The 25082-nt window shown below is 62.1% G+C and carries 27 protein-coding genes; 6 read left to right on the top strand and 21 right to left on the bottom strand.

The features are described 5' to 3' along the window. The first annotated feature begins 7 nt into the window (after nucleotides 1-7). Together ACCAA_RS15475 and ACCAA_RS15480 are read left to right on the top strand one after the other, a co-directional pair. A complete protein-coding gene (locus tag ACCAA_RS15475; RefSeq protein ID WP_186408147.1) occupies nucleotides 8-712 on the top strand; it encodes a hypothetical protein in 705 nt (234 codons plus the stop codon). Further along, a complete protein-coding gene (locus tag ACCAA_RS15480; protein ID WP_186408148.1) occupies nucleotides 709-1386 on the top strand; it encodes a DUF1345 domain-containing protein in 678 nt (225 codons plus the stop codon). The genes ACCAA_RS15475 and ACCAA_RS15480 overlap by 4 nt, the downstream gene beginning before the upstream one ends. Before the next feature lie 86 nt (nucleotides 1387-1472). On the opposite strand, the gene rfbC is transcribed toward ACCAA_RS15480, so the two are convergent. Genes rfbC through rfbB form a run of 4 tightly spaced genes read right to left on the bottom strand, consistent with a single transcriptional unit; the run spans nucleotide 1473 to nucleotide 4868 of the window. Then, the gene (rfbC, locus tag ACCAA_RS15485) at nucleotides 1473-2018 is read right to left on the bottom strand and encodes a dTDP-4-dehydrorhamnose 3,5-epimerase (protein ID WP_186408176.1); all 546 of its coding nucleotides are present in this window, start codon (nucleotides 2016-2018) and stop codon (nucleotides 1473-1475) included. Continuing rightward, nucleotides 2018-2899: a glucose-1-phosphate thymidylyltransferase RfbA gene (gene rfbA / locus ACCAA_RS15490; protein WP_186408175.1), complete on the bottom strand. Its 882-nt coding sequence runs from the start codon at nucleotides 2897-2899 to the stop codon at nucleotides 2018-2020. The genes rfbC and rfbA overlap by 1 nt, the downstream gene beginning before the upstream one ends. An 11-nt stretch (nucleotides 2900-2910) precedes the next feature. After that, nucleotides 2911-3804 (bottom strand): dTDP-4-dehydrorhamnose reductase, encoded by an 894-nt coding sequence (rfbD, locus tag ACCAA_RS15495; protein WP_186408149.1) that lies wholly within the window; start codon nucleotides 3802-3804, stop codon nucleotides 2911-2913. A 2-nt stretch (nucleotides 3805-3806) separates the two neighbouring features. After that, complete coding sequence (gene rfbB / locus ACCAA_RS15500; RefSeq protein WP_186408150.1) at nucleotides 3807-4868, bottom strand: dTDP-glucose 4,6-dehydratase; 1062 nt, start codon at nucleotides 4866-4868, stop codon at nucleotides 3807-3809. Nucleotides 4869-5245: 377 nt separating this feature from the next. Here rfbB and ACCAA_RS15505 point away from each other — a divergent pair, with 377 nt between their 5' ends. Continuing rightward, on the top strand, nucleotides 5246-6049 hold the full coding sequence (locus tag ACCAA_RS15505; protein WP_186408151.1) for a Stp1/IreP family PP2C-type Ser/Thr phosphatase: 804 nt from the start codon (nucleotides 5246-5248) through the stop codon (nucleotides 6047-6049). A gap of 91 nt (nucleotides 6050-6140) precedes the next feature. On the opposite strand, the gene ACCAA_RS15510 is transcribed toward ACCAA_RS15505, so the two are convergent. Beyond that, nucleotides 6141-6497 carry a dihydroneopterin aldolase gene (locus ACCAA_RS15510; protein ID WP_186408152.1) on the bottom strand — a complete coding sequence of 119 codons (357 nt, stop codon included), beginning with the start codon at nucleotides 6495-6497 and terminating at the stop codon, nucleotides 6141-6143. Nucleotides 6498-6607: 110 nt separating this feature from the next. Here ACCAA_RS15510 and plsY point away from each other — a divergent pair, with 110 nt between their 5' ends. After that, nucleotides 6608-7225 carry a glycerol-3-phosphate 1-O-acyltransferase PlsY gene (gene plsY / locus ACCAA_RS15515; RefSeq protein WP_186408153.1) on the top strand — a complete coding sequence of 206 codons (618 nt, stop codon included), beginning with the start codon at nucleotides 6608-6610 and terminating at the stop codon, nucleotides 7223-7225. Nucleotides 7226-7262: 37 nt separating this feature from the next. Here plsY and tsaD read toward each other — a convergent pair whose 3' ends face one another. From tsaD to ACCAA_RS15530, 3 genes are all read right to left on the bottom strand, one after another. After that, complete coding sequence (gene tsaD, locus ACCAA_RS15520; RefSeq protein ID WP_186408154.1) at nucleotides 7263-8282, bottom strand: tRNA (adenosine(37)-N6)-threonylcarbamoyltransferase complex transferase subunit TsaD; 1020 nt, start codon at nucleotides 8280-8282, stop codon at nucleotides 7263-7265. Nucleotides 8283-8361: 79 nt separating this feature from the next. Further along, nucleotides 8362-8793: a CBS domain-containing protein gene (locus tag ACCAA_RS15525; RefSeq protein WP_186408155.1), complete on the bottom strand. Its 432-nt coding sequence runs from the start codon at nucleotides 8791-8793 to the stop codon at nucleotides 8362-8364. A 128-nt stretch (nucleotides 8794-8921) separates the two neighbouring features. Continuing rightward, nucleotides 8922-9551, bottom strand: coding sequence for a c-type cytochrome (locus ACCAA_RS15530; protein WP_186408156.1), 630 nt, complete (start codon nucleotides 9549-9551; stop codon nucleotides 8922-8924). A 129-nt stretch (nucleotides 9552-9680) separates the two neighbouring features. Between ACCAA_RS15530 and yihA the strand changes: the two genes are divergently transcribed. After that, nucleotides 9681-10391: a ribosome biogenesis GTP-binding protein YihA/YsxC gene (gene yihA, locus ACCAA_RS15535; protein ID WP_186408157.1), complete on the top strand. Its 711-nt coding sequence runs from the start codon at nucleotides 9681-9683 to the stop codon at nucleotides 10389-10391. A gap of 192 nt (nucleotides 10392-10583) precedes the next feature. Next, a complete protein-coding gene (gene hemB, locus ACCAA_RS15540) occupies nucleotides 10584-11600 on the top strand; it encodes a porphobilinogen synthase (RefSeq protein ID WP_186408158.1) in 1017 nt (338 codons plus the stop codon). Here hemB and ACCAA_RS15545 read toward each other — a convergent pair. From ACCAA_RS15545 to ACCAA_RS15600, 13 genes are all read right to left on the bottom strand, one after another. Next, on the bottom strand, nucleotides 11584-12684 hold the full coding sequence (locus ACCAA_RS15545; protein WP_186408159.1) for an acyltransferase family protein: 1101 nt from the start codon (nucleotides 12682-12684) through the stop codon (nucleotides 11584-11586). The genes hemB and ACCAA_RS15545 overlap by 17 nt on opposite strands. Next, nucleotides 12677-15910 carry a PAS domain S-box protein gene (locus ACCAA_RS22525; protein ID WP_186408160.1) on the bottom strand — a complete coding sequence of 1078 codons (3234 nt, stop codon included), beginning with the start codon at nucleotides 15908-15910 and terminating at the stop codon, nucleotides 12677-12679. The genes ACCAA_RS15545 and ACCAA_RS22525 overlap by 8 nt, the downstream gene beginning before the upstream one ends. Beyond that, nucleotides 15907-16599 carry a pyrimidine 5'-nucleotidase gene (locus ACCAA_RS15555; protein ID WP_245754601.1) on the bottom strand — a complete coding sequence of 231 codons (693 nt, stop codon included), beginning with the start codon at nucleotides 16597-16599 and terminating at the stop codon, nucleotides 15907-15909. Before ACCAA_RS15555 ends, ACCAA_RS22525 begins: the two co-directional genes overlap by 4 nt. A gap of 10 nt (nucleotides 16600-16609) precedes the next feature. Continuing rightward, entirely contained in the window at nucleotides 16610-17497 is an 888-nt protein-coding gene (gene argB / locus ACCAA_RS15560; RefSeq protein WP_186408161.1) for an acetylglutamate kinase, read from the bottom strand. Nucleotides 17498-17557: 60 nt separating this feature from the next. After that, on the bottom strand, nucleotides 17558-18076 hold the full coding sequence (locus ACCAA_RS15565; protein WP_186408162.1) for a LapA family protein: 519 nt from the start codon (nucleotides 18074-18076) through the stop codon (nucleotides 17558-17560). A gap of 179 nt (nucleotides 18077-18255) precedes the next feature. Further along, nucleotides 18256-18960 carry a monofunctional biosynthetic peptidoglycan transglycosylase gene (gene mtgA, locus ACCAA_RS15570; protein WP_186408163.1) on the bottom strand — a complete coding sequence of 235 codons (705 nt, stop codon included), beginning with the start codon at nucleotides 18958-18960 and terminating at the stop codon, nucleotides 18256-18258. Then, on the bottom strand, nucleotides 18957-19796 hold the full coding sequence (gene aroE / locus ACCAA_RS15575) for a shikimate dehydrogenase (protein ID WP_186408164.1): 840 nt from the start codon (nucleotides 19794-19796) through the stop codon (nucleotides 18957-18959). Before aroE ends, mtgA begins: the two co-directional genes overlap by 4 nt. Further along, nucleotides 19793-20698 carry an energy transducer TonB gene (locus tag ACCAA_RS15580; protein ID WP_245754602.1) on the bottom strand — a complete coding sequence of 302 codons (906 nt, stop codon included), beginning with the start codon at nucleotides 20696-20698 and terminating at the stop codon, nucleotides 19793-19795. The genes aroE and ACCAA_RS15580 overlap by 4 nt, the downstream gene beginning before the upstream one ends. Before the next feature lies 1 nt (nucleotide 20699). After that, entirely contained in the window at nucleotides 20700-22616 is a 1917-nt protein-coding gene (locus ACCAA_RS15585; RefSeq protein ID WP_186408166.1) for a ribonuclease catalytic domain-containing protein, read from the bottom strand. A gap of 8 nt (nucleotides 22617-22624) precedes the next feature. Further along, nucleotides 22625-23197 carry a YqiA/YcfP family alpha/beta fold hydrolase gene (locus ACCAA_RS15590; RefSeq protein ID WP_186408167.1) on the bottom strand — a complete coding sequence of 191 codons (573 nt, stop codon included), beginning with the start codon at nucleotides 23195-23197 and terminating at the stop codon, nucleotides 22625-22627. 1 nt (nucleotide 23198) lies between these two features. After that, nucleotides 23199-24023: an undecaprenyl-diphosphate phosphatase gene (locus tag ACCAA_RS15595; protein ID WP_186408168.1), complete on the bottom strand. Its 825-nt coding sequence runs from the start codon at nucleotides 24021-24023 to the stop codon at nucleotides 23199-23201. Nucleotides 24024-24065: 42 nt separating this feature from the next. After that, on the bottom strand, nucleotides 24066-24332 hold the full coding sequence (locus tag ACCAA_RS22165; RefSeq protein WP_245754603.1) for a YkgJ family cysteine cluster protein: 267 nt from the start codon (nucleotides 24330-24332) through the stop codon (nucleotides 24066-24068). Continuing rightward, nucleotides 24316-25082: IclR family transcriptional regulator (locus ACCAA_RS15600; RefSeq protein ID WP_186408169.1), on the bottom strand; the 767-nt coding region annotated here is incomplete at its 5' end. The genes ACCAA_RS15600 and ACCAA_RS22165, both read right to left, overlap by 17 nt.

Below are 25082 nucleotides of genomic sequence, written 5' to 3' on the forward strand. Positions count from 1 at the left end.
TGATATCATGGCGGGGAAATGGAGCAAGGTGTTCGCCATCGCGGCGTTGGCGTTGCTCTGGGCGGTACCCGTGCAATCGGCTGGCTATCCGACGGAAGAGCAGTTCCGTCAGGCGTTGAACGACATCGACGGACTGGTTCGCTGGGAGGGAATGTCGTTGGAGGTGCTGGATGCGCAGAAAAATGGCCTGACTCGTCCCCTGCTCTCGGCAGGTCTCAACCTCGACACCAATTCCTGCGTTGTGTTCTTCAACACGCAGCCGGAAGACGGCCTGACGCAGTTTTTCGCCGACATCGCCGAAAGCGACATGCCGCTGCTACTGCGTGCGATGTGTGTGCACGAGGTTACGCATTGCATCGAGCAGCGCGAAGCCTATGTGCGCGAGGATTTCGACAAGGTTCTGCCGCCGGTGTACCAGCAAGACAACATGACTATCCAGGGCTATTCCTCGGTGGTCAAGAGCGGCGTCGTGGAAACCTGGGGCGAAGCCTTGGCGGATATCAGCTCGCTTCTCTACTTGAAGCAGACCGTTCCCGACCAATGGCTTGACCTGGCCCATCGCATCAGCGCCATGCGCCACCAGCTCGCCGACAAGTGGCCGCAGCATGACACCTCGGTATGGCTCGAGCGGCTGATCGACGCCAATCCCGCTAGCGGCGAAGCCGGCAGCCTGTTCGAAGCAGCCTTTCGTTACCGCAGGCAATTCCGGTGAATCCTGCGCCTTCCCGGATCAGCACACTGCGGCACCAGGTACGCGCGCGACCGCGGCTCCTTGCTGCCTGTGCCGTGGCCGTGCTCACTTTCTTCGCGCTGCCGGCGGAGTTCACCTCCTCGACCCGAGCCCTGGTCACCTGGGACGTCGGTGCGCTTCTATATCTGATACTCGCTTGGGTGATTATGGCCCGCGCGTCCCTGGACCACATGACGCGGCGTGCGCGCATGCAGGATGACGGTGCTGCGGTCGTTCTCTTCCTGACTGTGGCCGCTGCGGTGGCCAGTATTGCTGCCATCGTCCTTGAACTTTCCGGGCTGAAAACTCTCACGCCAAGTCGGCAAAGCCTGCGCCTGGCTTTGGTCGCGGTGACCTTCGTGGCATCCTGGATGCTTGTGCATACCTCGTTTGCCCTCCACTACGCGCACGCCTATTACATTTCCCTCGCCAAACACGGCAATAGCCCCCTCAAGTTTCCCGGTAAGGACGCCCCAGTCTATATGGACTTCCTTTACTTTGCCATGGTCGTCGGCATGACTTCCCAAACCGCAGATATCGCCATCGCCAGCTCGCGGATGCGCCGCCTGGCGATGGCGCAGGGGATAATCGCCTTCGCCTTCAACACCACTCTGCTGGCTCTGACGGTCAACATTGCTGCCAGCCTGCTCGGCTGAATGCGTGTGGCGAAGGAGGGTTTGCGAGGCAAGCTTGGCGTGGACCCCGCAAGGTCTTCGGTCCGGCCTCGAACAGGGACCGTCGATCACGCAAACAACTCGGCTTGCTTCAAGGTAAGGGCTGCCTCGTCCTTGGCAGCAAGCTTCGGCTCACCGTCTATCGGCCACTCGATTCCCACAGCAGGGTCGCACCACAGCAAGCTGCGCTCGTAATCGGGAGCGTAATAGTCGGTGGTCTTGTAAAGGAATTCCGCTGTTTCGCTGAGCACCACAAAGCCATGGGCAAAGCCTTCCGGCACCCAGAGTTGCTTCCTGTTTTCTGAGCTCAGATGAACACCCACCCATTGAGCAAAGGTTTTTGAGCTTTTTCGCAGGTCGACCGCCACATCGAAGACCTCTCCCTGGAGCACACGCACCAGCTTGCCCTGCGGGTTCTGAATCTGGTAGTGCAAGCCTCGGAGGACATTCCTGGTAGATTTTGAGTGGTTGTCCTGCACGAAAACCCGCTTGAGGCCGGTGGCTTGTTCAAAGGAACGGGCGTTGAAGCTTTCGAAAAAGAAGCCTCGATCATCGCCGAATACCCTGGGCTCGAGGACCATGACGTCAGGAATCGCGGTTGGCGTCGCAGCCATCAAAATGTCCTCTCCCGCAGAAGACTCAACAGATATTGTCCGTAACCATTCTTGGCCAGCGCCTGCGCCATTTTTTCCAGTTGGGCGGAATCGATCCATTTCTGGCGCCAGGCGATTTCTTCCGGTGAGGCGACCTTGAGACCCTGGCGACGTTCGATGGTCTGGATGAATTGGCTGGCTTCGAGCATCGATTCGTGCGTACCGGTATCCAGCCAGGCATAGCCGCGGCCCATGATTTCGACGCTTAGTTGGTTCTTTTCAAGATATATCCGGTTGACTTCGGTGATTTCGAGTTCGCCGCGCGCCGACGGCTTGATGCTCCTGGCAATGTCGACCACATGGTTGTCGTAGAAATACAGACCGGTCACCGCATAGTTTGATTTGGCTTCTTGCGGCTTTTCTTCGAGACTCGTGGCGCGTCCCGTTTCGTCGAAAGCAACCACGCCGTAGCGCTCAGGGTCCTGCACGTGGTAGGCAAAGACGGTGGCGCCAGTCTGCTGGGCGCTCGCTTTGGCCAGCACCCTGTTGAGCTCGTGACCGTAGAAGATGTTGTCGCCCAGGACCAGCGCAGAATCATCGTTACCGATAAATCCTTCGCCGATGATGAAGGCTTGCGCCAGGCCATCCGGGCTGGGCTGCACCGCGTAGTCGAGGCTGATGCCCCACTGACTGCCGTCGCCGAGCAATTGCTCGAAGCGCGGTGTGTCCTGTGGCGTTGAAATGATGAGGATGTCCCGCATACCGGCCAGCATGAGCGTGGTGAGCGGGTAGTAGATCATCGGCTTATCGAAAATCGGCAAGAGCTGTTTCGAGATCACCAGAGTAGCCGGATACAGGCGGGTGCCTGAACCGCCAGCGAGGATGATGCCTTTGCGCATGATGAGTTGCTCGCTTAGAGAATCTGTTGCAGGACATGGTCCAGCCCGTGTCGCCAGTCGGGCAGGTGCAGGCCGAAAGTCGTCTTCAGGCAGCTCGTATCGAGGCGCGAGTTTTCCGGACGCGGGGCAGGCAGCGGGTAAGCCGAGGTGGCAATCGGCAGGATGTTTTCAGGCGCAAGTTTGAGTGACCGGCCAGCGGCATTGGCGGCACGAACGACGGTGCGGGCGTATTCATGCCAGCTTGTCTCACCTCCGGCAACCAGGTGGTAGAGGCCGAAGGGAAAACCACGGTCACGGTCACGGTCACGCCCGTACCTGCCGAGGATCTGCGCCGTCACATCGGCGAGCAACGCGGCCGACGTGGGGGCGCCGAACTGGTCGGCAACAACATTGATCGCGTCACGTTCGGCGGCAAGGCGCAGCATCGTTCTGGCAAAATTTGCACCGTGTGCACCAAACACCCAACTGGTACGGAATATGAGGTGCTTGGCGCCGCTGTCTTGAAGGGCCTGCTCGCCGGCGAGTTTGGTTCTGCCATAGACGCTTTGCGGGTTGGGCCGGTCGTCCTCCGTATAAGCGCCTTGCCGGGTACCATCAAACACATAGTCTGTCGAGTAGTGGACCACCAAAGCGCCGACTTTCGCCGCTTCCTCGCCAAAAACACCAGGGGCCCGGCCGTTGATGGCGAGCGCCTGTTCCGGCTCGGCTTCGGCCCGGTCGACGGCCGTGTAGGCAGCGGGGTTGACGACGATGTCCGGTCGGGCTGCCGCCAGCAGGCGGCGAATTGCGGCAGGGTCAGCGAGATCGCATTCCGACTGGTCGACCGCGATAATCTCTCCCAGGGGAGCCAGGGCCCGCTGGAGTTCGAAGCCGACCTGGCCATGCATTCCGGTGAGCAGGATTTTCATCGTCAGGTTCCGTACTGTTGGCCAACCCACTTCTTGTAGGCACCGCTGGTGACGTTATGCACCCACGACTGGTTGTCGAGATACCACTGCACGGTCTTGCGGATACCGCTCTCGAAGGTCTCGGCGGGTTTCCAGCCGAGTTCGCGTTCGATCTTGCCGGCGTCGATGGCGTAACGCCGGTCGTGACCGGGACGGTCCGCGACGTAGGTGATTTGCGCCAGGTACGGCTGGCCGTCGATTCTCGGTTTCAGTTCGTCGAGGATGGCGCACAGCGTGTGGACGACTTCGAGGTTGGGCTTTTCGTTCCAGCCGCCAATGTTGTAGGTCTCGCCCACACGGCCCGCCTCCAGCACGCAGCGGATGGCGGAACAATGGTCCGTGACGTAGAGCCAGTCCCGGACCTGCTGGCCATCGCCGTAGATCGGCAGCGGCTTGCCGGCGAGCGCGTTGTGGATGACCAGCGGGATGAGCTTTTCCGGGAAGTGGTAGGGCCCGTAGTTGTTGGAGCAGTTGGTGGTCAGTGCCGGCAGGCCGTAAGTGTGGTGGTAGGCGCGCACCAGGTGGTCGCTGGCAGCCTTGCTGGCAGAGTACGGGCTGTTGGGTTCATAGCGCGTCGTCTCGGTGAAGGCCGCTTCACCCTGGGCCAGCGAGCCGTAGACTTCGTCGGTAGACACGTGCAGGAAGCGGAACGAGTTCTTCGCTTCGCCGACCAGGTGGCTCCAGTAAGCACGCACGGCTTCCAACAGGCGGAAGGTGCCGACGATGTTGGTCTGGATGAACGCTTCCGGGCCATGGATACTGCGGTCGACGTGGGATTCGGCGGCAAAATTGACCACGGCTCGGGGTTGGTGGTCGGCAAGGAGTCTGGAGAGCAGGTCAAAGTCACCAATGTCGCCCTTGACAAAGCAGTGACGGGCGTCATTCTGGAGCGAGGCGAGGTTGTCGAGGTTGCCGGCATACGTGAGTGCATCGAGATTGATGACCCGTTCGTCGGATTGAGCCAGCCAATCGAGAAGGAAGTTGCTGCCGATGAAGCCGGCAGCGCCAGTAACAAGCAGGGCCATATTTACTCCACTCTGACAGATCTCGCGAGCTTACCTCAATTGTCGACATTCGTGGGTCTGGCGGACACTGCGAAGGCCATCACCGCACATTGTGTCCAGAGAACGCTGGCTTGACGGCGTATGGGCTGATGCCACCACTGACGGGGTCGCACGTAGTCTCGCGACGATCGAAATTTACCGCGCAATGCACGTATAACTCTGGCGGACTGGCACAATGGCGAGGGGCGTCCGGAAGCAGTCTCAAGTGGGCACGCGAGCCGGGTTGACGCTCAAGCGCGAGGAACATGACGATGGGCAAGTGGAGTTCACGGTTGGCGGGAGCGATTACGGGTTTCCGGCCTGGTCCCTTCGGTCGTAAGGCTTCGTCTGGGCGATCGATGAGTGCGCAGCCCCTGGGCTACGCACTTGACGCCTTCACGGCGAGTGACATCGGTTGCGTGCGCAGTTCGAACCAGGACTCGCTGGCCTTCGTTTCGCCGAAAGCGCCCGAGGTCCGCCGGCGCCTCGGAGTGTTGGCGGTGGTGGCGGACGGCATGGGTGGGCACAACGGGGGTGAAGTAGCGAGCGCGATGGCCGTGGACACGATCTGTCGCCACTATTTTGCCACGCCGGGCGATGACCCTGGGCAGGGTCTGGCTCTGGCCCTGCGCGCGGCAAATAGCGCGATATTTCAGGCCGCCGAGGCGGACAGTGAGCTTGATGGAATGGGAACGACGGTGACCGCCATGGTTCTGGTGGGCGAGGGCGTTCTGTTCGCGCATGTCGGCGACAGCCGTTTATATCGTTGCTTTGCCGGCCAGAGCACGCAACTGACTGAGGATGACAGCTTGGTCGCCGACATGGTGAGAAAACGGCTGATTGCCAGTGAACAGGCGCGCCACCACCCGGCCCGCAACGTCCTCCTGCGCTCTCTCGGCACACAAGCAAAACTGTCGATCGTGACCCAGCGTTGCGACCCGCTGCGGATCGGCGACCGCTTCGTGCTCTGTTCCGACGGTCTGTGGGACACTGTCGAACCCCAGGAGATTGCCGGAATAGCGGCATCCCTGGACGCCGAGCGTGCGTGTCGCCAGATGATCGAGCTGGCACGCGACCGTGGTGGCAGCGACAACATCTCCGTGATCGTCATTGCCATCCATGCTGCTGAAGGAGCGGCTGAGCCGCTTCCCCATGGCCTCTGAGACCTGACTGGCGGTCCTCTTGCGCCACCCACCTGCCATCCCCGACGGTCAGTCTCGTCGACAGTGATCGAGGGCCCGAGGGATCAAGGCATCAGGCGGGTGCACCACGTTCAATGACAACACCCACGCGTTGCACGCCGCGCATCATGCCGAGCTTGGCGATCGAGACGCGCACCCAGGTGGCACCAAAGTCCTCAAGCAGCAAGGTCGCCACGTATTCGGCGAGCCTTTCGAGGAGATTGAAGTGCCGGGCGCCAAGCTCGGCGCGCAGGCGGTCGACGACGACCGAGTAATCGATAGTGTCGCGGATGTCGTCGCTCGCTCCGGCGCTGGCGGTTGAGGTGCCGATTTGCAGCGAAATTTCGACCGTCTGCGGCATCGCCTTTTCGCGCGGGTAGATGCCGATCAGCGTCGATGCGCGAAGGTCTTCGATGAAGATGATGTCCATACGGCTGTGTGCCATGTCGGTGTAAAATGGGCTGCCGGGCGCGAGGCTCCTGGCGACGACAGTTTGCGCATTCTAACCCAGAGCACCACCGACTATCCCAACCACACCCGATGCCTCCGTTCTTGATCACCCTCGCAGTGATCCTTGCTGCGTATTTGCTCGGCTCCATTTCCTTCGCGCTGGTAGCCAGTCGCCTTTGCGGGCTTGCCGATCCACGTAGCTACGGTTCGGGGAACCCTGGCGCCACCAATGTGTTACGCAGCGGCCACAAGGGTGCGGCGATCCTGACCTTGATCGGTGATGCGGCCAAAGGGTGGCTGGCCGTTTTTCTGGCCAGCAGGTACTCCGCGGAATACGGCTTGACTGGCTACACGGTGGGGCTGGTAGCGTTGGCGGTTTTTTTCGGCCACTTGTTCCCCGTCTTTCTCAAGTTCAAGGGGGGGAAAGGGGTGGCCACTGCTGCTGGCGTATTGCTGGCTATCGACCCCTGGCTGGGTCTGGCGACCTTATGCACCTGGCTATTCATCGCCTTCACGCTGCGCTATTCGTCACTGGCGGCATTGGTGGCGGCTGCTGCGGCACCTATCTACGCCTTTCTGTTGTGGGGAAACAATGGCCTGGTGGCCGTCGTCGGTATCCTTTCGATGGCGCTGATTGGCAAGCACTGGCAAAACCTGCAGCGCCTGATGGCCGGCACAGAGCCAAAGATCGGCCCGCGGAAGTCCTAGTGGCGCGAAACTCACTGCCGGCCGATCGACAGCGACGCTAGGTGTCGGTCAGCGGCCAGCGCGGGCGCACGGCGAAAGCGCCTGCCGGCTTGGCAGGAACCCCCGCCTGGGTCCGCAGGGCTCCGGCCAGCGCGATCATGGCGCCGTTGTCAGTACAGAATTCAAGCTCGGGGTAGAAAACGGCAATCCTTGCCGTCGCAGAATGAGCATCAAGCTGGCGGCGCAGCTCGCGGTTGGCGCCGACGCCACCCGCCACCACCAATTGCTGCAGACCGCTCTCTGATACAGCGCGTAGCGCCTTGCTGACCAGCACTTCGACAATGGCGTCCTGGAATCCGCGCGCAATGTCTGCCCGCTGCTGGTCGCTGACTGCCCCCAACTCGCGGACCCTGGTGACCACGGCCGTCTTTAGACCACTGAAGCTGAAATTCAGATCGCCGGACTTCAACATCGGGCGTGGCAGCCTCACTTCGTCGCGTCGACCACGTTCGGCCAGCGTTGCTAGCGCGGGGCCGCCGGGGTAGCCAAGACCGAGCAGTTTGGCGGTCTTGTCGAAAGCTTCACCGGCCGCGTCATCGAGCGTTTCGCCCATCAACTCGTATTCGCCGACGCCGACCACGCGCATCAGCTGGCTATGGCCACCCGAGACGAGCAAGGCGACAAAGGGGAAGCGTGGCGGGTTGCGCGAGAGTAGCGGTGACAGCAGGTGACCTTCGAGGTGATGAACCGGCAAGGTTGGCACCCCCAGTGAGGCCGCCAGCGCTTCGGCAAATGCCGCGCCAACCAGGAGCGCCCCTGCCAGTCCCGGACCCTGCGTGTAGGCAACGGCACCAATCTCGGCCAGCGAGCAGCCGCTGTCGGCCAGCACCTGGCGAAGCAGCGGTACGAGGCGTCGAACATGATCGCGGGAAGCGAGTTCCGGCACCACGCCGCCATAGTCCTCGTGCATGCGCACCTGTGAGTGCAGGGCGTGCGCAAGAAGCCCGCCGCCAGCGTCGGTGCTGTACAGCGCGACCCCCGTTTCGTCACACGAGGATTCGATTCCGAGAACCAGCATCAGGCGTATCTACCCCGAGCGGTGCATACAGGGCCGGCGAGCGAAGAACAGACGAATCTGCAAGAACGGTCCCGGCGACTCAGCCGGTGATGTATTTTTCCATCTGCTCGATGATGAACTGCTGCGCGCAGATCGTTTCCTTGACCACATCGCCGATGGAAACGACGCCGACCACCTGCCCATCGGTGTCGATTACCGGCAAATGGCGAAAGTGCTTGTCGGTCATGATCGCCATGCACTCGTCAACCGTCCGGTCAGGGGTGACATAGAGCACCTTGTCGGTCATGATCTCGCGCACCGGGGTATCGCGCGACGCCTTGCCGTAGAGAATCACCTTGCGGGCGTAATCTCGCTCCGAAAAGATGCCCACGAGGTGCTTGCCGTCGAGCACGAGAACCGCGCCGACATTGTGATCGGCCATCACCTGCAAAGCGTGAAAAACAGCGTCGTCCGGAGAGACGATCACCAGTGGGCCGCTCTTGCCGGCAAGGATTTGCCTGAGTGTCTTCATGAATCGTTCTTTCTGGTCAGGAAGTTCCTACCATACTAGAGCGTCAGGCGTTGCTTGCCAAGGGGTACGAAGCGCGGTGCCTTCGGTAAGCGAGCGGCCGAGGCGCCAATCCGCTCCGCAGCGCTGACCTAACGCAATCCGGCAGCATATTCGGCGACGGCTTCGATCTGGTGGTCGGAGAGCTTGCCGGCGATGGTCCGCATCACTTTCTCGGAATCATTAGCACGCTCGTGATGCCGGAAGGTCTTCAACTGGTTCGCCGTATACTCCGCGTACTGTCCGGCCAACCGCGGATACTGTGCGGGCAGACCGGCGCCGGCCGGGCCGTGACAGCCGGCGCAGGCCGGGACCCCCTTTTCGAAGTCACCCATGCGCCACAGGGTCTTGCCTTCGGCCAGGAGTTTTTCCTCCTTGGCCACCGCGGGTTTGAGTGTTTGCTGCGCGAAATAGACCGACAGACTCTTCATGTCTTCGTCGGTCAGTGCGGCGACCATACCGCTCATGATCGCGTTGTCGCGCAAGGCCGGCTTTCCGTCCACTGATTTGAAGTTGCTCAACTGTTTGTACAGATACTCGGAAATCTGGCCGGCAAGAATCGGATTGGCTGGCACCGGGCTGTTTCCATCGGCACCGTGACAGGCGACACACACGCCCTCGGCGATTTCCTTGGCTTTTGAGAGGTCAGGCTTGGCCTGTTCTGTGGCGAAGGCGGGGAAACTGGCGGCCAGGAGAACCGCAAGTACCGTTGTACGAATCATGTCCAGACTCCCATTGACAACATTGACAAATCTTAGGCCCGAGAAGCGGAGTTACAAACCTGCTATTCTATATCAGTTTGCCGTCCCGACGCGCGTCGCCAGCGTCTCCACCTACTCGCGGGTTCCTTGATGCCCCTTTTCCAGAATGCCGCTTTTGACAAGACGGTCGCCGACTTGCGTGACCTGCCCACCGATTCTCAATGTGAAGTCGCCTTTGCCGGACGCTCGAACGCCGGGAAGTCCTCGGCAATCAATACCCTGGCCAATCACTCGCGGCTGGCTTTTGTCTCCAAGACGCCGGGACGAACCCAGCACCTCAACTATTTCCGCCTCGAACCGGGCAAATATTTGGTCGACCTGCCCGGCTACGGCTTCGCCAAGGCACCGGAGGAAATCCGGTCGCAATGGGAAGCGCTACTGGCACCCTATCTACAGCACCGTGCGGCCCTGAGCGGTCTGGTTCTGATCATGGACAGCCGCCATCCTCTGACCGAACTCGATCTGCAAATGCTCGGCTGGTTTGCACCGACCGGCAAACCTGTTCATGTCCTGTTATCCAAGGCCGACAAGCTGACTCGCCAGCAGCAGGTGCTCGCTTTGCGTGCGGTCCAGGCAGCAGTGAAAGACATGGGTGGCCAGTGCACGGTGCAACTTTTTTCGAGTCTGCAGAAGTCGGGCGTCCCGGCAGCCGAGGCAGTTCTTGCCGCTTGGCTTGGCTTGACGACCAGGGACGAGACGCTGCCACCAACCGGCTTGTCGAGCGAAAGAAAAGCGCGCCCTAAGCAGCGCAGTGCCATGGGTTGGGGCGCTCGCAGCGCGGGCAGCCGCGGCAGGCAATGAACAAAAAAAACCCCCGGCAAAAGGGGGGGCCGGGGGTAATACATGCCTTATATGCATAAGGCGCCCGCTCAGGGAGGTGAAGCGGGAGATGGCGTGGCCATCTGCTAAATAGGAGTCGCGGGCGGCTCCGCCAGTTCCCCGCAAAAGTCGATTTTCCCCATCAATTGTGTCTATCTGATCGCAGCGAATTCTATGGACTACTCCGCACGCTTTCCCGCCACGCGCATGCGTCGCATGCGCCGCGATGACTTCTCCCGGCGCCTGATGCGTGAATCGCGACTGACCGCCGATGACTTGATCTACCCGGTGTTCGTCCTGGAAGGCGTCAGGCGCGCCGAACCGATCGTCTCGATGCCGGGAATCGAGCGGCAGAGCCTCGACCGCCTGCTGAGAACAGCCGAGCAGGCGCTATCGCTCGGCATTCCGGCCTTGGCCCTGTTCCCCGTGATCGACGCGGCGAACAGGACGCCGGCTGCCGCAGAAGCGTACAACCCTGCCGGCTTGGTGCCGCGCGTCGTCGCCGCACTGAAGCGCGAGTTCCCCGAACTTGGCGTGATCACCGACATCGCTCTCGACCCCTACACCAGCCACGGCCAGGACGGCCTGATCGACGCCGAGGATCCGCGCGGCTATGTGCTCAACGACGAAACGCTAGAGGTCCTCGCCAGGCAGGCGCTGGTCCATGCCCAGGCGGGTGCCGACATCGTCGCACCGTCCGACATGATGGACGGTCGCATCGGGCGAATTCGCCGTGAGCTTGACGCCGCCGGGCAGGTGCACACACGCATCCTGGCGTACTCGGCCAAGTACGCTTCGAACTTCTACGGGCCTTTCCGCGACGCGGTCGATTCGGCTGCCAAGCTCGGCAAGGGTAATAAATACACCTATCAGATGGACCCGGCGAACGGCGACGAAGCGCTGCATGAGGTGGCCTTCGATCTTGCTGAAGGTGCCGACATGGTGATGGTCAAGCCAGGGATGCCCTACCTGGACATCGTCCGCCGCGTCAAGGAAGAATTCAAGGTGCCAACCTATGTCTATCAGGTCAGTGGCGAGTATGCGATGCTCAAGGCAGCCGCACAGAACGGCTGGCTGAACGAGCAGGCTTGCGTTCTTGAAAGCCTGCTCGCTTTCAAGCGGGCTGGCGCCGACGGTATCCTGAGCTACTATGCACTGACTGCTGCCGCATGGCTCAAGGCTTCTGCCTGAAACCGGAAGCCGGGCGGCCGCGCCAGAATCCACGTAGCGACTGACTTTCCACGAAGCGGTAGAACAGCGCGCCGGCTGCGACGCTCGCCAGCCAGGCGATGATCATGCCGATCAGGTTCATCCATGGGTCGTATGCTGCGAAGCGCGAGAACAGGCCGCTGATCACGAGGCAGACGGGGAAGTGAACCAGGAATACCGAGTAGGAGATCTGCCCAAGGAAGGCGATCAGGCGCGCCCGTGGCCAGGTCTCCAGCAAACCAGTGCGGCGCGCCAGGCCAAGCGCCACTGCAACCAGCAGCGCGAGGGCAATGCGAGAACGATAGTCGAGCAGCAGCGCGATGACCACCGGCACGACGATCAGCAACAGCCATCCGGTCGCCTGCTTGCGGTTGGTCGCCCAGTAGGTCAGCACGCCAAGCGCGTAGGCGCCAAAGAAGTACACGCCCCAGATATCCCAGTCCGCGTGACGATTGAAGTGGTAGAGCGACGCCAGCGCCAGCGCCGCAACCAGCAGGGCACCCGCGACGTGCGTGCGATCGCCGCGGCGACCGATGCCCCGAGCCAGCCACAGCATTCCGAGCAGGAGCGCAAACAACTGGAAGTCGATGGCAATATACCAGACGCCGGCCGACAGACCCTCGTAACCGAGGATGCTTTGCAGCAAGAGTGCGTGCGCGACGATCTGCGGCACGGTTGGCACGCCGGGAAGCGAGTCATGGGCCATCAGGGCACGAGCAATGGCCGCACAGGCGATGGCGATCAGGACGGCGGCGAGGTAGGGCGTGACGAGTTTGAGGTAACGTCTCTGGACCAGCGCGAGCGGTTGGCTTGCCAGCAGAACGCCGGCGGGAGCAAGGCTCTGCGTGGCGAGAAAGCCGCCGATGACGAGAAAGGCCTGCACCGCAATGCGCGCGTCCTGGCTCAGCCAGGAGATCAGCGACGGCAGCAGCGGCAGGGCCTGATCAGACATCGGCCCGTAAAAAGCCAGGTGATGCAGAACGATCAACTGTGCAGCCACCGCCTTCAAGGCGTCGACGAAGGCCAGGCGGGGCGCCGCTGCAGCGGGCAGAGCCAGATCAGCCACCGAGGAAGCGCCGTTCGTACTCGGCGAAGGGTATCGGCTTGCTGAGCAGGTAACCCTGCATTTCGTCGCAGCCTTCACGGATCAGGAAGTCACGTTGTGCCTCGGTCTCGACGCCTTCGGCGATTACCGTGAGTTGCAGGCTGTGAGCAAGCGCAATGACCGCGCGGGAAATGGCACAGTCCTCCGTGTCGCTAGGTAGGCCGCGAACGAAGCTCTGGTCGACCTTCAACTTGTTGAGCGGCAGACGTTTCAGGTAGGCCAGCGACGAGTAGCCGGTACCGAAATCGTCGATGACCAGGCGGATGCCCATCGCCCGCAGGTTGTCCAGAACCTGCAGACTGCTCTCGGCATGGCTCATGATGGCGCTTTCGGTAATTTCCAGTTCAAGGAACTGCGCCGACAACTGAGAGGTCTCCAGCGTCTTGCGGACGGTTTCCTCGATGCGCCCGCGCGCGAATTCGACGCCGGAAACGTTCACCGACAGCACGCCCGGATTTAGGCCGGCGGCGACCCACGCCGCCCACTGGCCACCAGCAGTCCGCTGCACCCATTCGCCGATCGGCACAATCAGCCCCGATTCCTCGGCCAGTTTGATGAAATCCCCCGGCGGAACCAGACCCTGCTCCGGGCGCTGCCAGCGCAGCAAAGCCTCCGCCCCGACCACCTTGCCCGTGCTCAGCGAAAACTGGGGCTGCAGGTAAACCCTCAACTCCTCGCGCTCGATCGCTCGTCGCAGGTCGGTCTCCATTTGCAGACGCTCCAGCGACGACTGGGTGAGATCCTTGGTGAAGAACTCGTAGGTATTACGGCCACGTTCCTTGGCCCGGTACATGGCTACATCGGCGTTCTTCATCAGGGTATCGCCGTCTTCGCCGTCCTGGGGAAAGACACTGATTCCGATGCTGGCACCGACAAAGAACTCGTGCTCGACAGTGACCGGAGAAGCCTGCAGGACGGTGAGGATCTTGTCGGCAATCATCGAGGCGACTGTGGGATCGACAATGTCCTCGATGACGATCAGAAACTCGTCGCCACCGAGCCTCCCGACGGTGTCTGATTCGCGCATCAGCCTCTCGAGGCGCAGCGCTACTTCACACAGAACGCGGTCGCCGGCCTGATGGCCAAGGGTGTCGTTGATGTTCTTGAAACGGTCGAGATCAATGAACAGAACGGCCAGTCCGGTCCTGTCGCGATGGGCACGTTGCAGTGCCTTGTGCAAACGGTCAGTCAGCAGCAGGCGGTTGGGCAGGCCAGTCAAGGGGTCGTGGTGGGCCTGATGATCAAGCTGGTCGTGAGCCCTGCGCAGTTCGGTGGTGTCGGAGAATACCCCGACATAGTGCGTGACCCGCCCGTCCGCGTCGCTGACCGCGCTGATCGTCAGCGACTCGACAAACTCCTGGCCGTCCTTGCGCCGGTTCCAGAGTTCGCCCTGCCAGCGCCCGCGACTGCGCAGGGCCTGCCACATCGCGACGTAGAGCGAAGGCTGCTGACGTCCCGACTGCAGGATGCGCGGATTACGGCCGATTACTTCATCCTCACGGTAACCAGTGATCTCGGTGAAGGCGCGGTTGACGGCGATGATGTTGCCATCCGGCGAGGTGATCGTGATGCCTTCCGCGCTGCTGTCGAAAACCGTCGCTGCCTGCTGCAGACGCACTTCCATCTTTCTTCGCTCGGTGATGTCGAGCATCACGCCAATCAGACCGCCGCCGGGCTCTCCAGGCTCGCCATAGGTGGCTTTATGGAAGACGACATCGCGGTAGCCGCCTTCAGCGTCCCGGACCTTGGCTTCGTATACCTGCGAGCCAGATCGCTGGAAGAGCGCGTCGTCGGCCGCCTTGTAACGATCGGCCAGGTCACGTGGGCCAAAATCGTAGACCGTGGCGCCGATTATGTCGCCACGTTTCTTGCCGGTGAAGTCGAGAAAAGCCTGATTGCAGCCGAGATAATGGCCGTCCCGGTCTTTGTAGAAAACCGGACCAGGAATTGCCTCGATCAACTGGCGCAGAAAATGAAGCTGTTGCGACAACTCCTGGGTACGTTCGACAACGCGTTGCTCGAGTTCGACATGACTTTGCCGCAAAGCTTCTTCGGCCGCTCGGCGAGCGGTGACGTCTTCGAACAACCAGACATGGCCTTCCTCCGGGTTTTCCGGGTTGGCCAGACTGCCGGTCACCCGGCACCAGAGGAGGCTGCCATCGGCCTTGCGGTACTCCACCTCGCCAAGGAACTTCCCGCACTCGTCGATGAGCAGACGAGCGCGCTCGCCTTTGTCGCTCCAGGCTTCTTCGCTGGCAAAGCAGACGCGCGTCGATTGGCCAATCAGTTGCCCCGGCAAATAGCCGAAGATCCTCTCGAAGCTCGCATTGCAGCGCTGGATGATTCGCTGACGGACAAAAGCGATGCCGATCGGTGCCCGCTCGAAGATCAGCGTCTGTTCGCGCAGCAGAGCGTCCATCGCCGTGGCCGCCAGGCGCTTCTCGGTGACGTCTTCATAGAGCCAGATGTAGCCCTCGTCGGGATTCGCCGGGTTGATCATGCTGCCGGTGATGCGGCCCCAGATCGCCGTGCCGTCGCGTCGATGGAAGACCGTGTCGCCGTCGTAGCTTCCGGTTTTTGCAATCATGGCGTACGCCCGGCGGCCGGTCTCGAGCCAGGCCTCATCACTCGGGTAGTAGATACGGTTTGATTTGCCGATCAATTCTTCCGGCGCGTAACCCAGAATCTCGGCGAAACGCCGATTACAGCGCTGGATGACGCGATCACGCAGGATCACGATGCCGGTTTTCGCATTCTCGAAAACCAGTTGCTGTTCGCGGAGCAGGCGGGCGTTGGCCTCGCGCGCGCTGACTTCCTGGGTGATGTCGCGAACGATCCACACCGTTCCCAGGCCCGGCGCATCCGGGTCGATCGCACGCGCGACGAGATGGGCGACGAAGGTGCCGCCGTCGCGGCGCGCCAACCGGGTTTCTAGATTCACGCTCTGGTCAACGCTCAGGCGGGAACGAGCTTCTCGGCGCAGGGCTTCGCAAGCCTCGTTGTTCGGGTAAAAAACGAGATCCGGCTGGCCGACCAGCGTTCCCGCAGCCCAGCCGAAGAGTTCCTCGGCGCGCGGGTTGCAGCGGTACACGCGGCGGCGGCGCGTGCATACCACGGCGATCCCCGAATGGTCGAGGATTGCCTTGTATTCGCGAAGCTGCTGCTCCGGCGAGCCCGGTGCTGTCATGTGGATGGGCACGCGCCCCCTGAAGGTGAAGGATCCTGAGTCCGCAAGCGCCGCAGGTGGCGCGGCAGGTCGAGAATGGATAGCAGTCGTATGTCAACGCAGGCCGGCTGGCGCGTCGATCGGCTCAGCCAGACGGTTTGCATGCCCAGACGCTTGGCGGTGCGCAGGTTGGACAACGAGTCTTCGACCATGATGCAGCGATGGCCCGCCAAACGTTCGCTGCACAACAGATGACGGAAGCCGCCAATGGCGGGTTTCGGCTGGAAGCGGATACGCTCAACCGAATAGATCGCCTCAAAACAGTCGCCAATGCCGCCGATTTCGAGCACTGCTTCACTGTACCGCAGCGGCGCATTGGAAAAAACGATCTTGCGCCCCGGCAAGCGGCGCAGCATGGCTCTCAAGCCACGCTCGAAGACCAGCATGCGCTCGAGATCCGGGAACTGATGCGTATGCCGGAGGAAATGATGTGGATCGGTGCCGTGGTGCCGCATCAAACCCAGCAGGGTGGCGCCGTAGCGCTGCCAGTAGTCCTCTCGAAGGCGTGTCGCATCATGTTCATCGACATTCAGGTGGTCACGGATGTACGTCACCATCGAACGGTGGAGATGCGGGAAGATGTGCCGACTGGCGTTGTGCAGTGTGTTGTCGAGGTCAAAAAGCCAGACCGGCGAAGCGGCTTTCAGCACGGCCTCCCGCTCAATGCGACTTGATCATCGTGCCGACCCCGTGGTCGGTCAGAATTTCCAGCAACAGGGCATGCTCGACACGACCGTCAATGATGTGCACACTCTTGACGCCGTTACGCGCTGCGTCGAGCGCCGCGCTGATCTTCGGCAGCATACCGCCGGACAACGTGCCATCAGTGACCATATCGTCGATCTGCTTCGGCGTCATGCCGGTAATCAAGCTGCCACTCTCGTCGAGAACTCCGGGGGTGTTGGTAAGCAGAACCAGTTTTTCGGCCTTGAGAATTTCGGCAATCTTGCCGGCCACCACGTCCGCATTGATGTTGTAGGTTTCGCCGCCCTTGCCGACCCCGATCGGCGCTACCACGGGGATGAAACCGCCGGATTCCAGGTGGCCGATCAACGAAGGGTCGATCTGGGTGATGTCGCCAACCTGGCCAACGTCGATGAGGTCCTCGGTATTGGCCAGGCTGGCCAGCAGCAACTTTTTGGCGCGAATGAAACTGCCGTCCTTGCCCGTCAGACCGACCGCCTTGCCACCGGCCTGATTGATCAGGTTGACCACGTCCTTGTTGACCTGACCGCCAAGCACCATCTCGACGATTTCCATTGTCTCGTCATCGGTGACCCGCATTCCCTGGATGAACTTCCCCTTCTTGCCTACCCGGCCAAGCAGGTTTTCGATCTGCGGACCTCCGCCATGGACGACGACCACGTTCATTCCGACCAGTTTGAGGAGTACGACGTCACGCGCGAAGCACTGTTTGAGCTTGTCGTCGGTCATCGCGTTGCCACCATACTTGACGACGATGGTCTTGCCGTGAAAGCGTTTGATGTACGGCAGGGCCTCAGCGAGAATCGCGGCCGCGTCGGAGGGTGTGATCAGGCGATCGGCCATGGCTGAAATTCCGGTGATGGCTGGCGGATTTTACTGGGCGCAGAGGCAAAGGCAAGCCGCTCAATACGCGCTCGGCTGGCCCGGTGGCAGACTACTGCCGTTCCTTTCCAGTCGGTCCTCGATTTCGCCCATAGAGGCGGCCAGGCTGTTCCCTGACTGCTCGATTGCGGTCAGCAGTTCCTTTTCGAGCCGATCGAGTCTGGCCAGGATGGTCGGATCAGCGGGTACTGACGATCCAGCACTTCGGCCAGCCAGTTTTTGCAGTTCCACCTCAAGAAAGCTGCGCAGCTCGGTGAAGCGTGATGCTTCCGCTTTGTCTGCCAGCTCGCGGTTGAGCTGCAACTCCTGTGCATTACGGCGAGAGTCAAAGAGCGCAGAGGCCTGCATGTAGACCACGAAAATCAGGAAAAAGGCGGTGATGAAGGCAACCACCCCAAGCATGACCACTCCGAGCGGCGCCTGCACGTCCGCCAGTCCGAGCGAGAGCGTCGTCGGCGCGAGGAAAGCGCTCCAGTTGAGTGCTGAAAAAGCGGCGATGGCGCCGAGAATGAGCAGCAGAAAAATCGTGCGAAGCTTCATGGGGTGATTACTCCTTGAGCGACCGCCGGGAAAGACCGGCGAGGTGTCGACGAAATCATGAGTATAGCGCAGGCCGGTGAAGCGGTCGCCATCGCGCCGGCAAGTGGCCCGCACGCCCGTTCGGAATTTCCCGGCGAACGACTCGCCAGTGGCGATGGATTCCTCTAAGCCTTGACTCGTCAGGGAACGTCGGCCGCCGGCATGCGGCCGAGAATGATCGCCGTCTTCCTGGCCAGCCCGGGCGCGTTGCGGTTGCTGTCGTAAAAACGCGGACTGGGGACCATCCCGGCCAGCCGCGCGGCCTGCTGGCGCGACAGTTGCGTCGCAGAAACCCCGTAATAGTGGCGGGCAGCCGCCTCGACGCCGAACACTCCGTTACCCCATTCGATGACGTTGAGATAGACTTCGAAAATCCGCTGCTTGCTCCACAGCGTCTCCAGCATCAGGGTGATGATCGCCTCTTGCGCCTTGCGCCAGGGGGTCTTCGAAGGCGTCAGGAAGAGGTTCTTGGCGAGCTGCTGCGAGATCGTCGAGCCACCGGCGACGACGCGTCCCTTTTTCTGGTTCTTCTCGAGCGCATGCTGGATGCCTTCCCAGTCGAAACCTTCATGATCGACGAACTTGGCATCCTCGGCAGCGACCAGAGCGTGCTTCAGGTGGACCGAAATCTTCTCGTAGTCGACCCACTGCTTCTGCAGTCGTGCCTGCGGGTCCTTGACTCGCAGCTCGTCGAGGCGAATGTTCATGAAGCGGGTGGTGTCCGGGTTGACCCAGTTCCACCACAGAACCCAGCCAAAAAGCCATAGCTGATAGAGCAGCAAGAGGGCGACGAAACCGAGAACGAGCCGCTTCAGCCTTTGCGCCCAGACGCCAAGCCGGTTCATTGCGACGCTGGTGGGCTGGTCGTAGCGTCACGGAGCAGGGTCAACACCGGCGCCGTATCGGGACGGACGCCGCGCCAAAGATGGAAGGCCTCGGCCGCCTGCTCGACGAGCATGCCAAGGCCATCGGCCAGACGAGCCGCGCCCTGGCTGGCGGCAAAGCTGAGGAACGGCGTCCCGCCCTGGCCGTACATCATGTCGTAGGCCAGGCTGCCGGACGCAAAGATCCCCACGGGCAAGGGCGGTAGCTTGCCGCCAAGGCTCGCCGAAGTCGCGTTGATCACCAGATCGAAAGACTGGCCGGCGAGTTCAGCGTAAGCACCGGCGAAAAGTGATGCGGCCCCGGCGCAGCGCTCGACCAGCGCGCGGGCACGGGCAGGGGTTCGGTTGGCAATCACCAGTGTCGCCGGATGCGCGTCGATGAGCGGGCCGAGAACGCCGCGCGCCGCGCCGCCTGCGCCGAGCAGCAGGATGCGCCGACCGGCGAGCCGGCAGGCAAGGTTGACGGTGAGATCACGCAACAGGCCCGCGCCATCGGTGTTGTCACCGAGCGTGCCGGCGCTATCGAAAAGCAGCGTGTTGACCGCACCGGCCAGCTCGGCCCGGGTGGTCAGCCGAGTCGCCAGTCGATAGCCTTCCTCCTTGAACGGGACGGTGACGTTGGCACCCCGACCGCCGGCGGCGACGAAACCGCGCACACTCTCGGCAAAACCATCCTTCGGCGCCAGGATCGCTTCATACATCAAGTCCTGCCCGCACTGAGCGGCGAAAGCGGCGTGGATCACCGGCGACTTGCTGTGCGCCACCGGATGGCCGAAGACGCAGTAACGATCGCTCATCGCTTCATCGCGCCCTTGGTCTCCAGGCTGTCCCGCTGGGTGAAGTTCCAGCTACGGGTGATCTCAAGGATGTCGGTGTCGTGCCGGATGGCCGGCGGGAAGGCGGCGAAGGGAGCCGCCATGGCGACGATCCGGCGAGCGGCGTCGTCGAGGATCTTGTGCCCTGACGAGCGGTTGATTTCGACCGCTGCCACGCTGCCATCACTCTTGATGGTCACCGTCAGGACCAGGCTGCCGTAGAGCTTTCCTCTGGCGGCTTCGGGGTAGTTCAGAGTGCCGATACGCTCTACCTTGAGCCGCCAATCCTCGGAGTATTGCGCAAAGCGGTATTCGTCGGCACGCGTGCCGATGAACTTCTTGCGCGGCCGCTGGTTATAGTCATCGACTTCCTTGGCGATCTCGCCCACCTGGCGGGCCAGCGCCAGAGCACTCTGTGCCAGGTCACGACCACTGACACCGGGAGCTGGATCAGGCTGGGCTTCCTTGTTCGGCGTCGGCGCGACGATGTTCGGGCTGCGCGTTTGCGCCGCCAGTCTCTGCTGGTGGGCTTCGAGTTCCTGGATTCGCCTTTGCGAGTGATCGAGGTCGTCACCTTCCTGATGTCTGGGTGCCGGTGGCAGGGGAGTCTTGGCGCGCCGCTGCTGCTCTGTGTTGCCGCCACCATCGAGATCGGCCTGCGCCAACGCCTGGGCGTCGGCCGGTTTCCTGGCCGAGCGGCTATTGACCAGAATGATGTCAAGTGCCCTATCCTGGAAGGCGCGCGAGGCATCCGGGAAGCGGAAATGCAGCGCCAGCAACAAGGCGTGCAACAGCAGCGAGGCGCCCAGAGCCAGGCACAGACTGCGCGCGGCGAGCAAAGGTGCGAACAGTTCGCGCACATTGGCGTTCCCTCCGGCGCTCACTTCAATCGACGACCTCCAGCACGGGGTCATCGGCACTGGTGCCGGCGGTCTCCGCGGGCACCAGCGTTTCGCTGTAGCGGCAGCCCAGTTCGAGCGTCAGATAGTCGATCGACTCGATGCGTAGGCGGAGTCGTTGACCGGGCTTGAGTTCAGGCGCCGACGGCACACGCTGGACGAGAGGTAGATGGTCCAGTCTGGCCAAATTCTCGCGACCGATGATCGTCGCCTCGATGCTCTCCAGTCCTTGCTGACGAAGCCAGCGCAGACACCAGTAGCGCTCCATACTGCGCTGGAATTCAGCGTAAGCGGTGTAGGTGAGTTCGAAATCGCGGAGCGCTGCGAACAGCGCATCCGAGCGCGCGGCAAACGGTGGCGTATCACCCTGCAGGCAGGCCACCAGCTGCCACTGGTTGAGTAGGTCCACGTAGCGGCGCAGCGGCGACGACGACCAGGCGTACTGCTTCACGCCGAGGCCCTCGTGTGCCTGCGGCACGGTGCTCATGCGTACCTTGCCGCCGGTCTGCACGCGATAGATCGCAGCAACGCCCGTGCTGGCCAGCAGACCGCCCCAGGTACTGTTGGCGACAATCATCAACTCGGCGACCAGCTTGTCGAGCGGACTGCCGCGCCGGCGGGTGGAAATCTCGACCCGACAGGCCTCGGCATCGGCGAGGTCCCCGTCGATGCGGAAGTTGTAATCGTGGTTACCCTGCATTGCCGACGGCTTGCCGCGCCGACCTTCGCAGGCATTGGCCAGTTGCCAGAGGGTCAACAACTCGCCGCCAAAAGCGAAGTCGGACAGTCCGGCGGCGATCGTCTGCTCGTTGAATAGCGGTTCGATGTCATGATGGCGCAGGTTGGCGACCACCGGGACGACTTCCAGACGTGACTCGTGCGCCGTGATCTCGAAGTCGGGCGAGACCGTAAGGTACAGAGAAATGGCCGGTGACTCGCGGCCGCTCGAAAGAGTGAAGCGATCCACTGCCGTATCCGGCAACATGGTGATCTTGGCTCCGGGCATATAAACGGTCGACAGTCTTTCGCGCGCGATGCCGTCAAGTGGCGATTCCGGTGCGATGCCCAGCGATGGCGCCGCAATGTGGATGCCGATTCGCCAGCCAAGACCGGGCAGCGTCTGCAGCGAGAAGGCGTCGTCGATCTCGGTGGTCGTCGCGTCGTCGATCGAGAAGGCCCGCACATCAGCCCGCGGCAGAGCGGTCGGCAGCCGCGGCGGATCACAGGCAGGAAAGCCTGTACCACGCGGGAACTGATCGAGCAGGAAGCGCTGCAGATGGTAGTCGTGCGCCGAGCGGATGGCGCCGCACCTGGCCAGCAGATGCGCGGCCGACAGGCCGGTTTCGCTGCACGCTGCTTCCAGTGCCTTGGTCTCACCGCGGTTGCGGTCGGGTTTGTAGAGCAACTGACTGAGCAGCGGCGAAAACTCGGCAGGCAGTGAAAAAGCCTTCAGCTCGCCGATCATCCGCTCGATGTTCAGAGCCTGCTGGCGTTTTTTCTCCAGGCCGGCGAGAGCTGCCTGGAGGATGTCGGCCGGAGCCTTGCGGAAACGCCCCTTCCCCTTGCGATGGAAGTAAATCGGTGCCGAATGCAGGGCCAGCAGCAGCGCAGACGCTTCGACCGCGCTGGCCACATGGCCGAAGTACTCGTTGGCAAAATCAGAAAAGGAAAATTCGTCGTCACCAAGGCACTCCCAGAGAAAGTCGTGCTCGATTCCGCCCGCCAGCGCCTCCGCCTGGTCGAGCAAGGCCGCTGGCGGCGGCTCGCTGTAGCGTAACAGGACGCTCGCCGACTTGATCTTGCTTCGCTTGCCGGATGCCGTCTCGACCTGCAACGAGCTGTCGTTGTCGATGACCATGGTGGCCGTCCTGAAAGCGCCGTCTTCTTCAAATAGAACATGCATCGCGACGATTATAACCCACAGAATTCAAGGATTTGAGACAACATGTCGGGAAATCGTGTGAAGCTGTGATCGCCGCCCGCGAGGACGATCTGCCGGCTACCGACATAGTGCGCTACGGCCAGGCGGTAGTCGAGCACTTCGTCCCCGGCCTCGACGAGCAACAGGTAGCGCGCGGGCGTGACGCAGGCCACTTCGAGCGCGCGCAACTGCTCAACATGCTCGTCGGTGAAGGTGAAGGTCTCGCCACTATGAAAGTTGGTCTGGTTCCCGACCAGACCACCGAGCAGGACGGGTGCCATCACCGCCGGGTTGATCAATACCGCGCGCAAATCGTGCTTCTCGGCGAGCCAGGTCGCGTAATAGCCGCCGAGAGAACTGCCGACCAGCGTCGTCGGACCATCAGCACGCGCCAGCAGCGCCTCGGCTTCGGCGATCGCGACGACAGGGACCGGTGACAGCATTGGGCAGACGAAACGATCACCGAGGCCGGCGGCTGCCAGGCGTTCGCCGAGCAGGCGCGCCTTCCAGGAAGCCGGCGACGAGCAAAAACCGTGCAGATAGACGATGCGCGGCGCCGCCACGTCAGCCACTGCTCCAGGAAACCAAGCCCGAATGCCAGGTCGCCAGTACGACGACACCAAAAGCGATGCGGTACCAGGCGAAGATCGAGAAGTCGTGCGTGCTGATGTAGCGCAGGAGCCCGCGTACCGCCCAGAACGCCGAGACGAAGGCAGCGGCGAAACCGACGACCCACATCCCCAGATCGTCAAAGGAGAGCAGCGCACGTTCCTTGTAGAGTTGGTAGAGGGTCGCCGCGATCAGCGTTGGAATGGCCAGGAAGAACGAAAACTCGGTCGCTGCGCGGCGTGACAGCCCGAGGAACAGCCCGCCGATGATCGTTGCTCCCGAACGCGAAGTGCCGGGGATCAGCGCCAGCGCCTGCGCGCAGCCAAGCACAAAGGCGTCGGTCAACGACAGGTCATCGACCGACTCGACACGAATGCGGTGCTTCCTGCGCTCAGCCCAGAGAATGATCAAACCGCCGACGATAAACGCCGTTGCCACCACCGGCGCGTTGAACAACGACGCCTTGATCGCTTTGCCGAACGACAGTCCGATGACCGCCAGCGGCAGGAAGGCGACCAGCAGATTGAGCGCGAAACGCTGCGCTCCCCGCTCACTCGGCAGGCCGAGCAAGACCTGCAGGATTTTGCTCCGGTATTCCCAGCACAGCGCCAGGATGGCCCCCGACTGGATGACGATCTCGAACAGCTTGCCGCGCTCGTCGTTGAAATCGAGCAGGTCACCGGCGAGAATCAGATGGCCCGTGGAAGAGACAGGCAAGAACTCGGTGACGCCTTCAACGACACCGAGAATCAGGGCTTTCAGCAACAGCAGCAGGTCCACAGGCGACTTTCGACAAAAAGCCGCATTCTAGCATTGCAGCGCTCAGGGTCGGGTTGCCCGCTCCAGAGCCGACAGCCAGGCCATCGCCTGTGGGCGATTTTCGCCACACATCTCGGCTGACCGCCGTAGCCCGGCGCAGAATGCCGGTCGCGTGGGCGTCCCCCACAAGGCGCAGCGGCAATCGTCGGTCAGGTTGGCGCAAGCGTCATCGGCCGGCTTGCCCTGCGGGTGTCCGGGTATCGGAGTGCTGATCGATGGCGCAATACAGCACGCGCCGCATCCCGGACGGCAGTTACGCACCGGCGCCATTGCCGGCAGCCGAACGCGCCTTGCTCGCCACCGGCGCTGGTTTCTCCGGCGCACCAGAGTCAACGCTGCCGTACCCAAGCCGCCTGGAAAGCGTCGCCGCAGCGTCCCTGGTGGCCTGCGCCATCGCGCTATCCCAGTCGAGGTCGAAACTCCCGATGATGCCCAGCGAGGTAATCGCCGCGACCATGTGGCCGCTGTGATCAAACACCGGAGCACTGAAACCATTGATCCCCGGCGTGAAGCTGCCCGAAGCGCGCGCGATTCCGTGGCGGCGGATCTCGCCGAGTTGCTCGGTCAGCGCCGACAGCAATACCGCCGGATCTGTATCCCTGGCCGCGGCCGTCGCTTGTAGTTCGGCGTCGAGCATCTTCTTGAGATAGGGCGAGCGGTAGAACGCGGCGAAGGCCAGACCGGTGGCCGATGAAGTCAGCGACAGAACGACGCCAGTGCGCAGGGTGACGGTCACCGGGCCGCCAGCTTCGAGCCAGCGCACACAGGTTGCACCGCGATTGCCCCACATGGCGAGGGCGACTGTCTCGCCGATGTGTTCACAGAGGTCGTCGAGCACCGGTCCGGCCAGGCGCACCGGATCAAGCCGTGCCAGACTCGCCAGCCCGAGTTCCAGCGAAAACTCGCCAAGATCGTAGCGCCCGCTGTTGGCGTCCTGTTCGACGAGCCCCATGCGCATGAAGCTGACCAGGTAACGATGCGCCTTGGCCGCCGGCATGCCGGCGTTGCGCGCCACATCAC

The sequence above is a fragment of the Candidatus Accumulibacter aalborgensis genome, assembly GCF_900089955.1.
GTDB lineage: Bacteria > Pseudomonadota > Gammaproteobacteria > Burkholderiales > Rhodocyclaceae > Accumulibacter > Accumulibacter aalborgensis.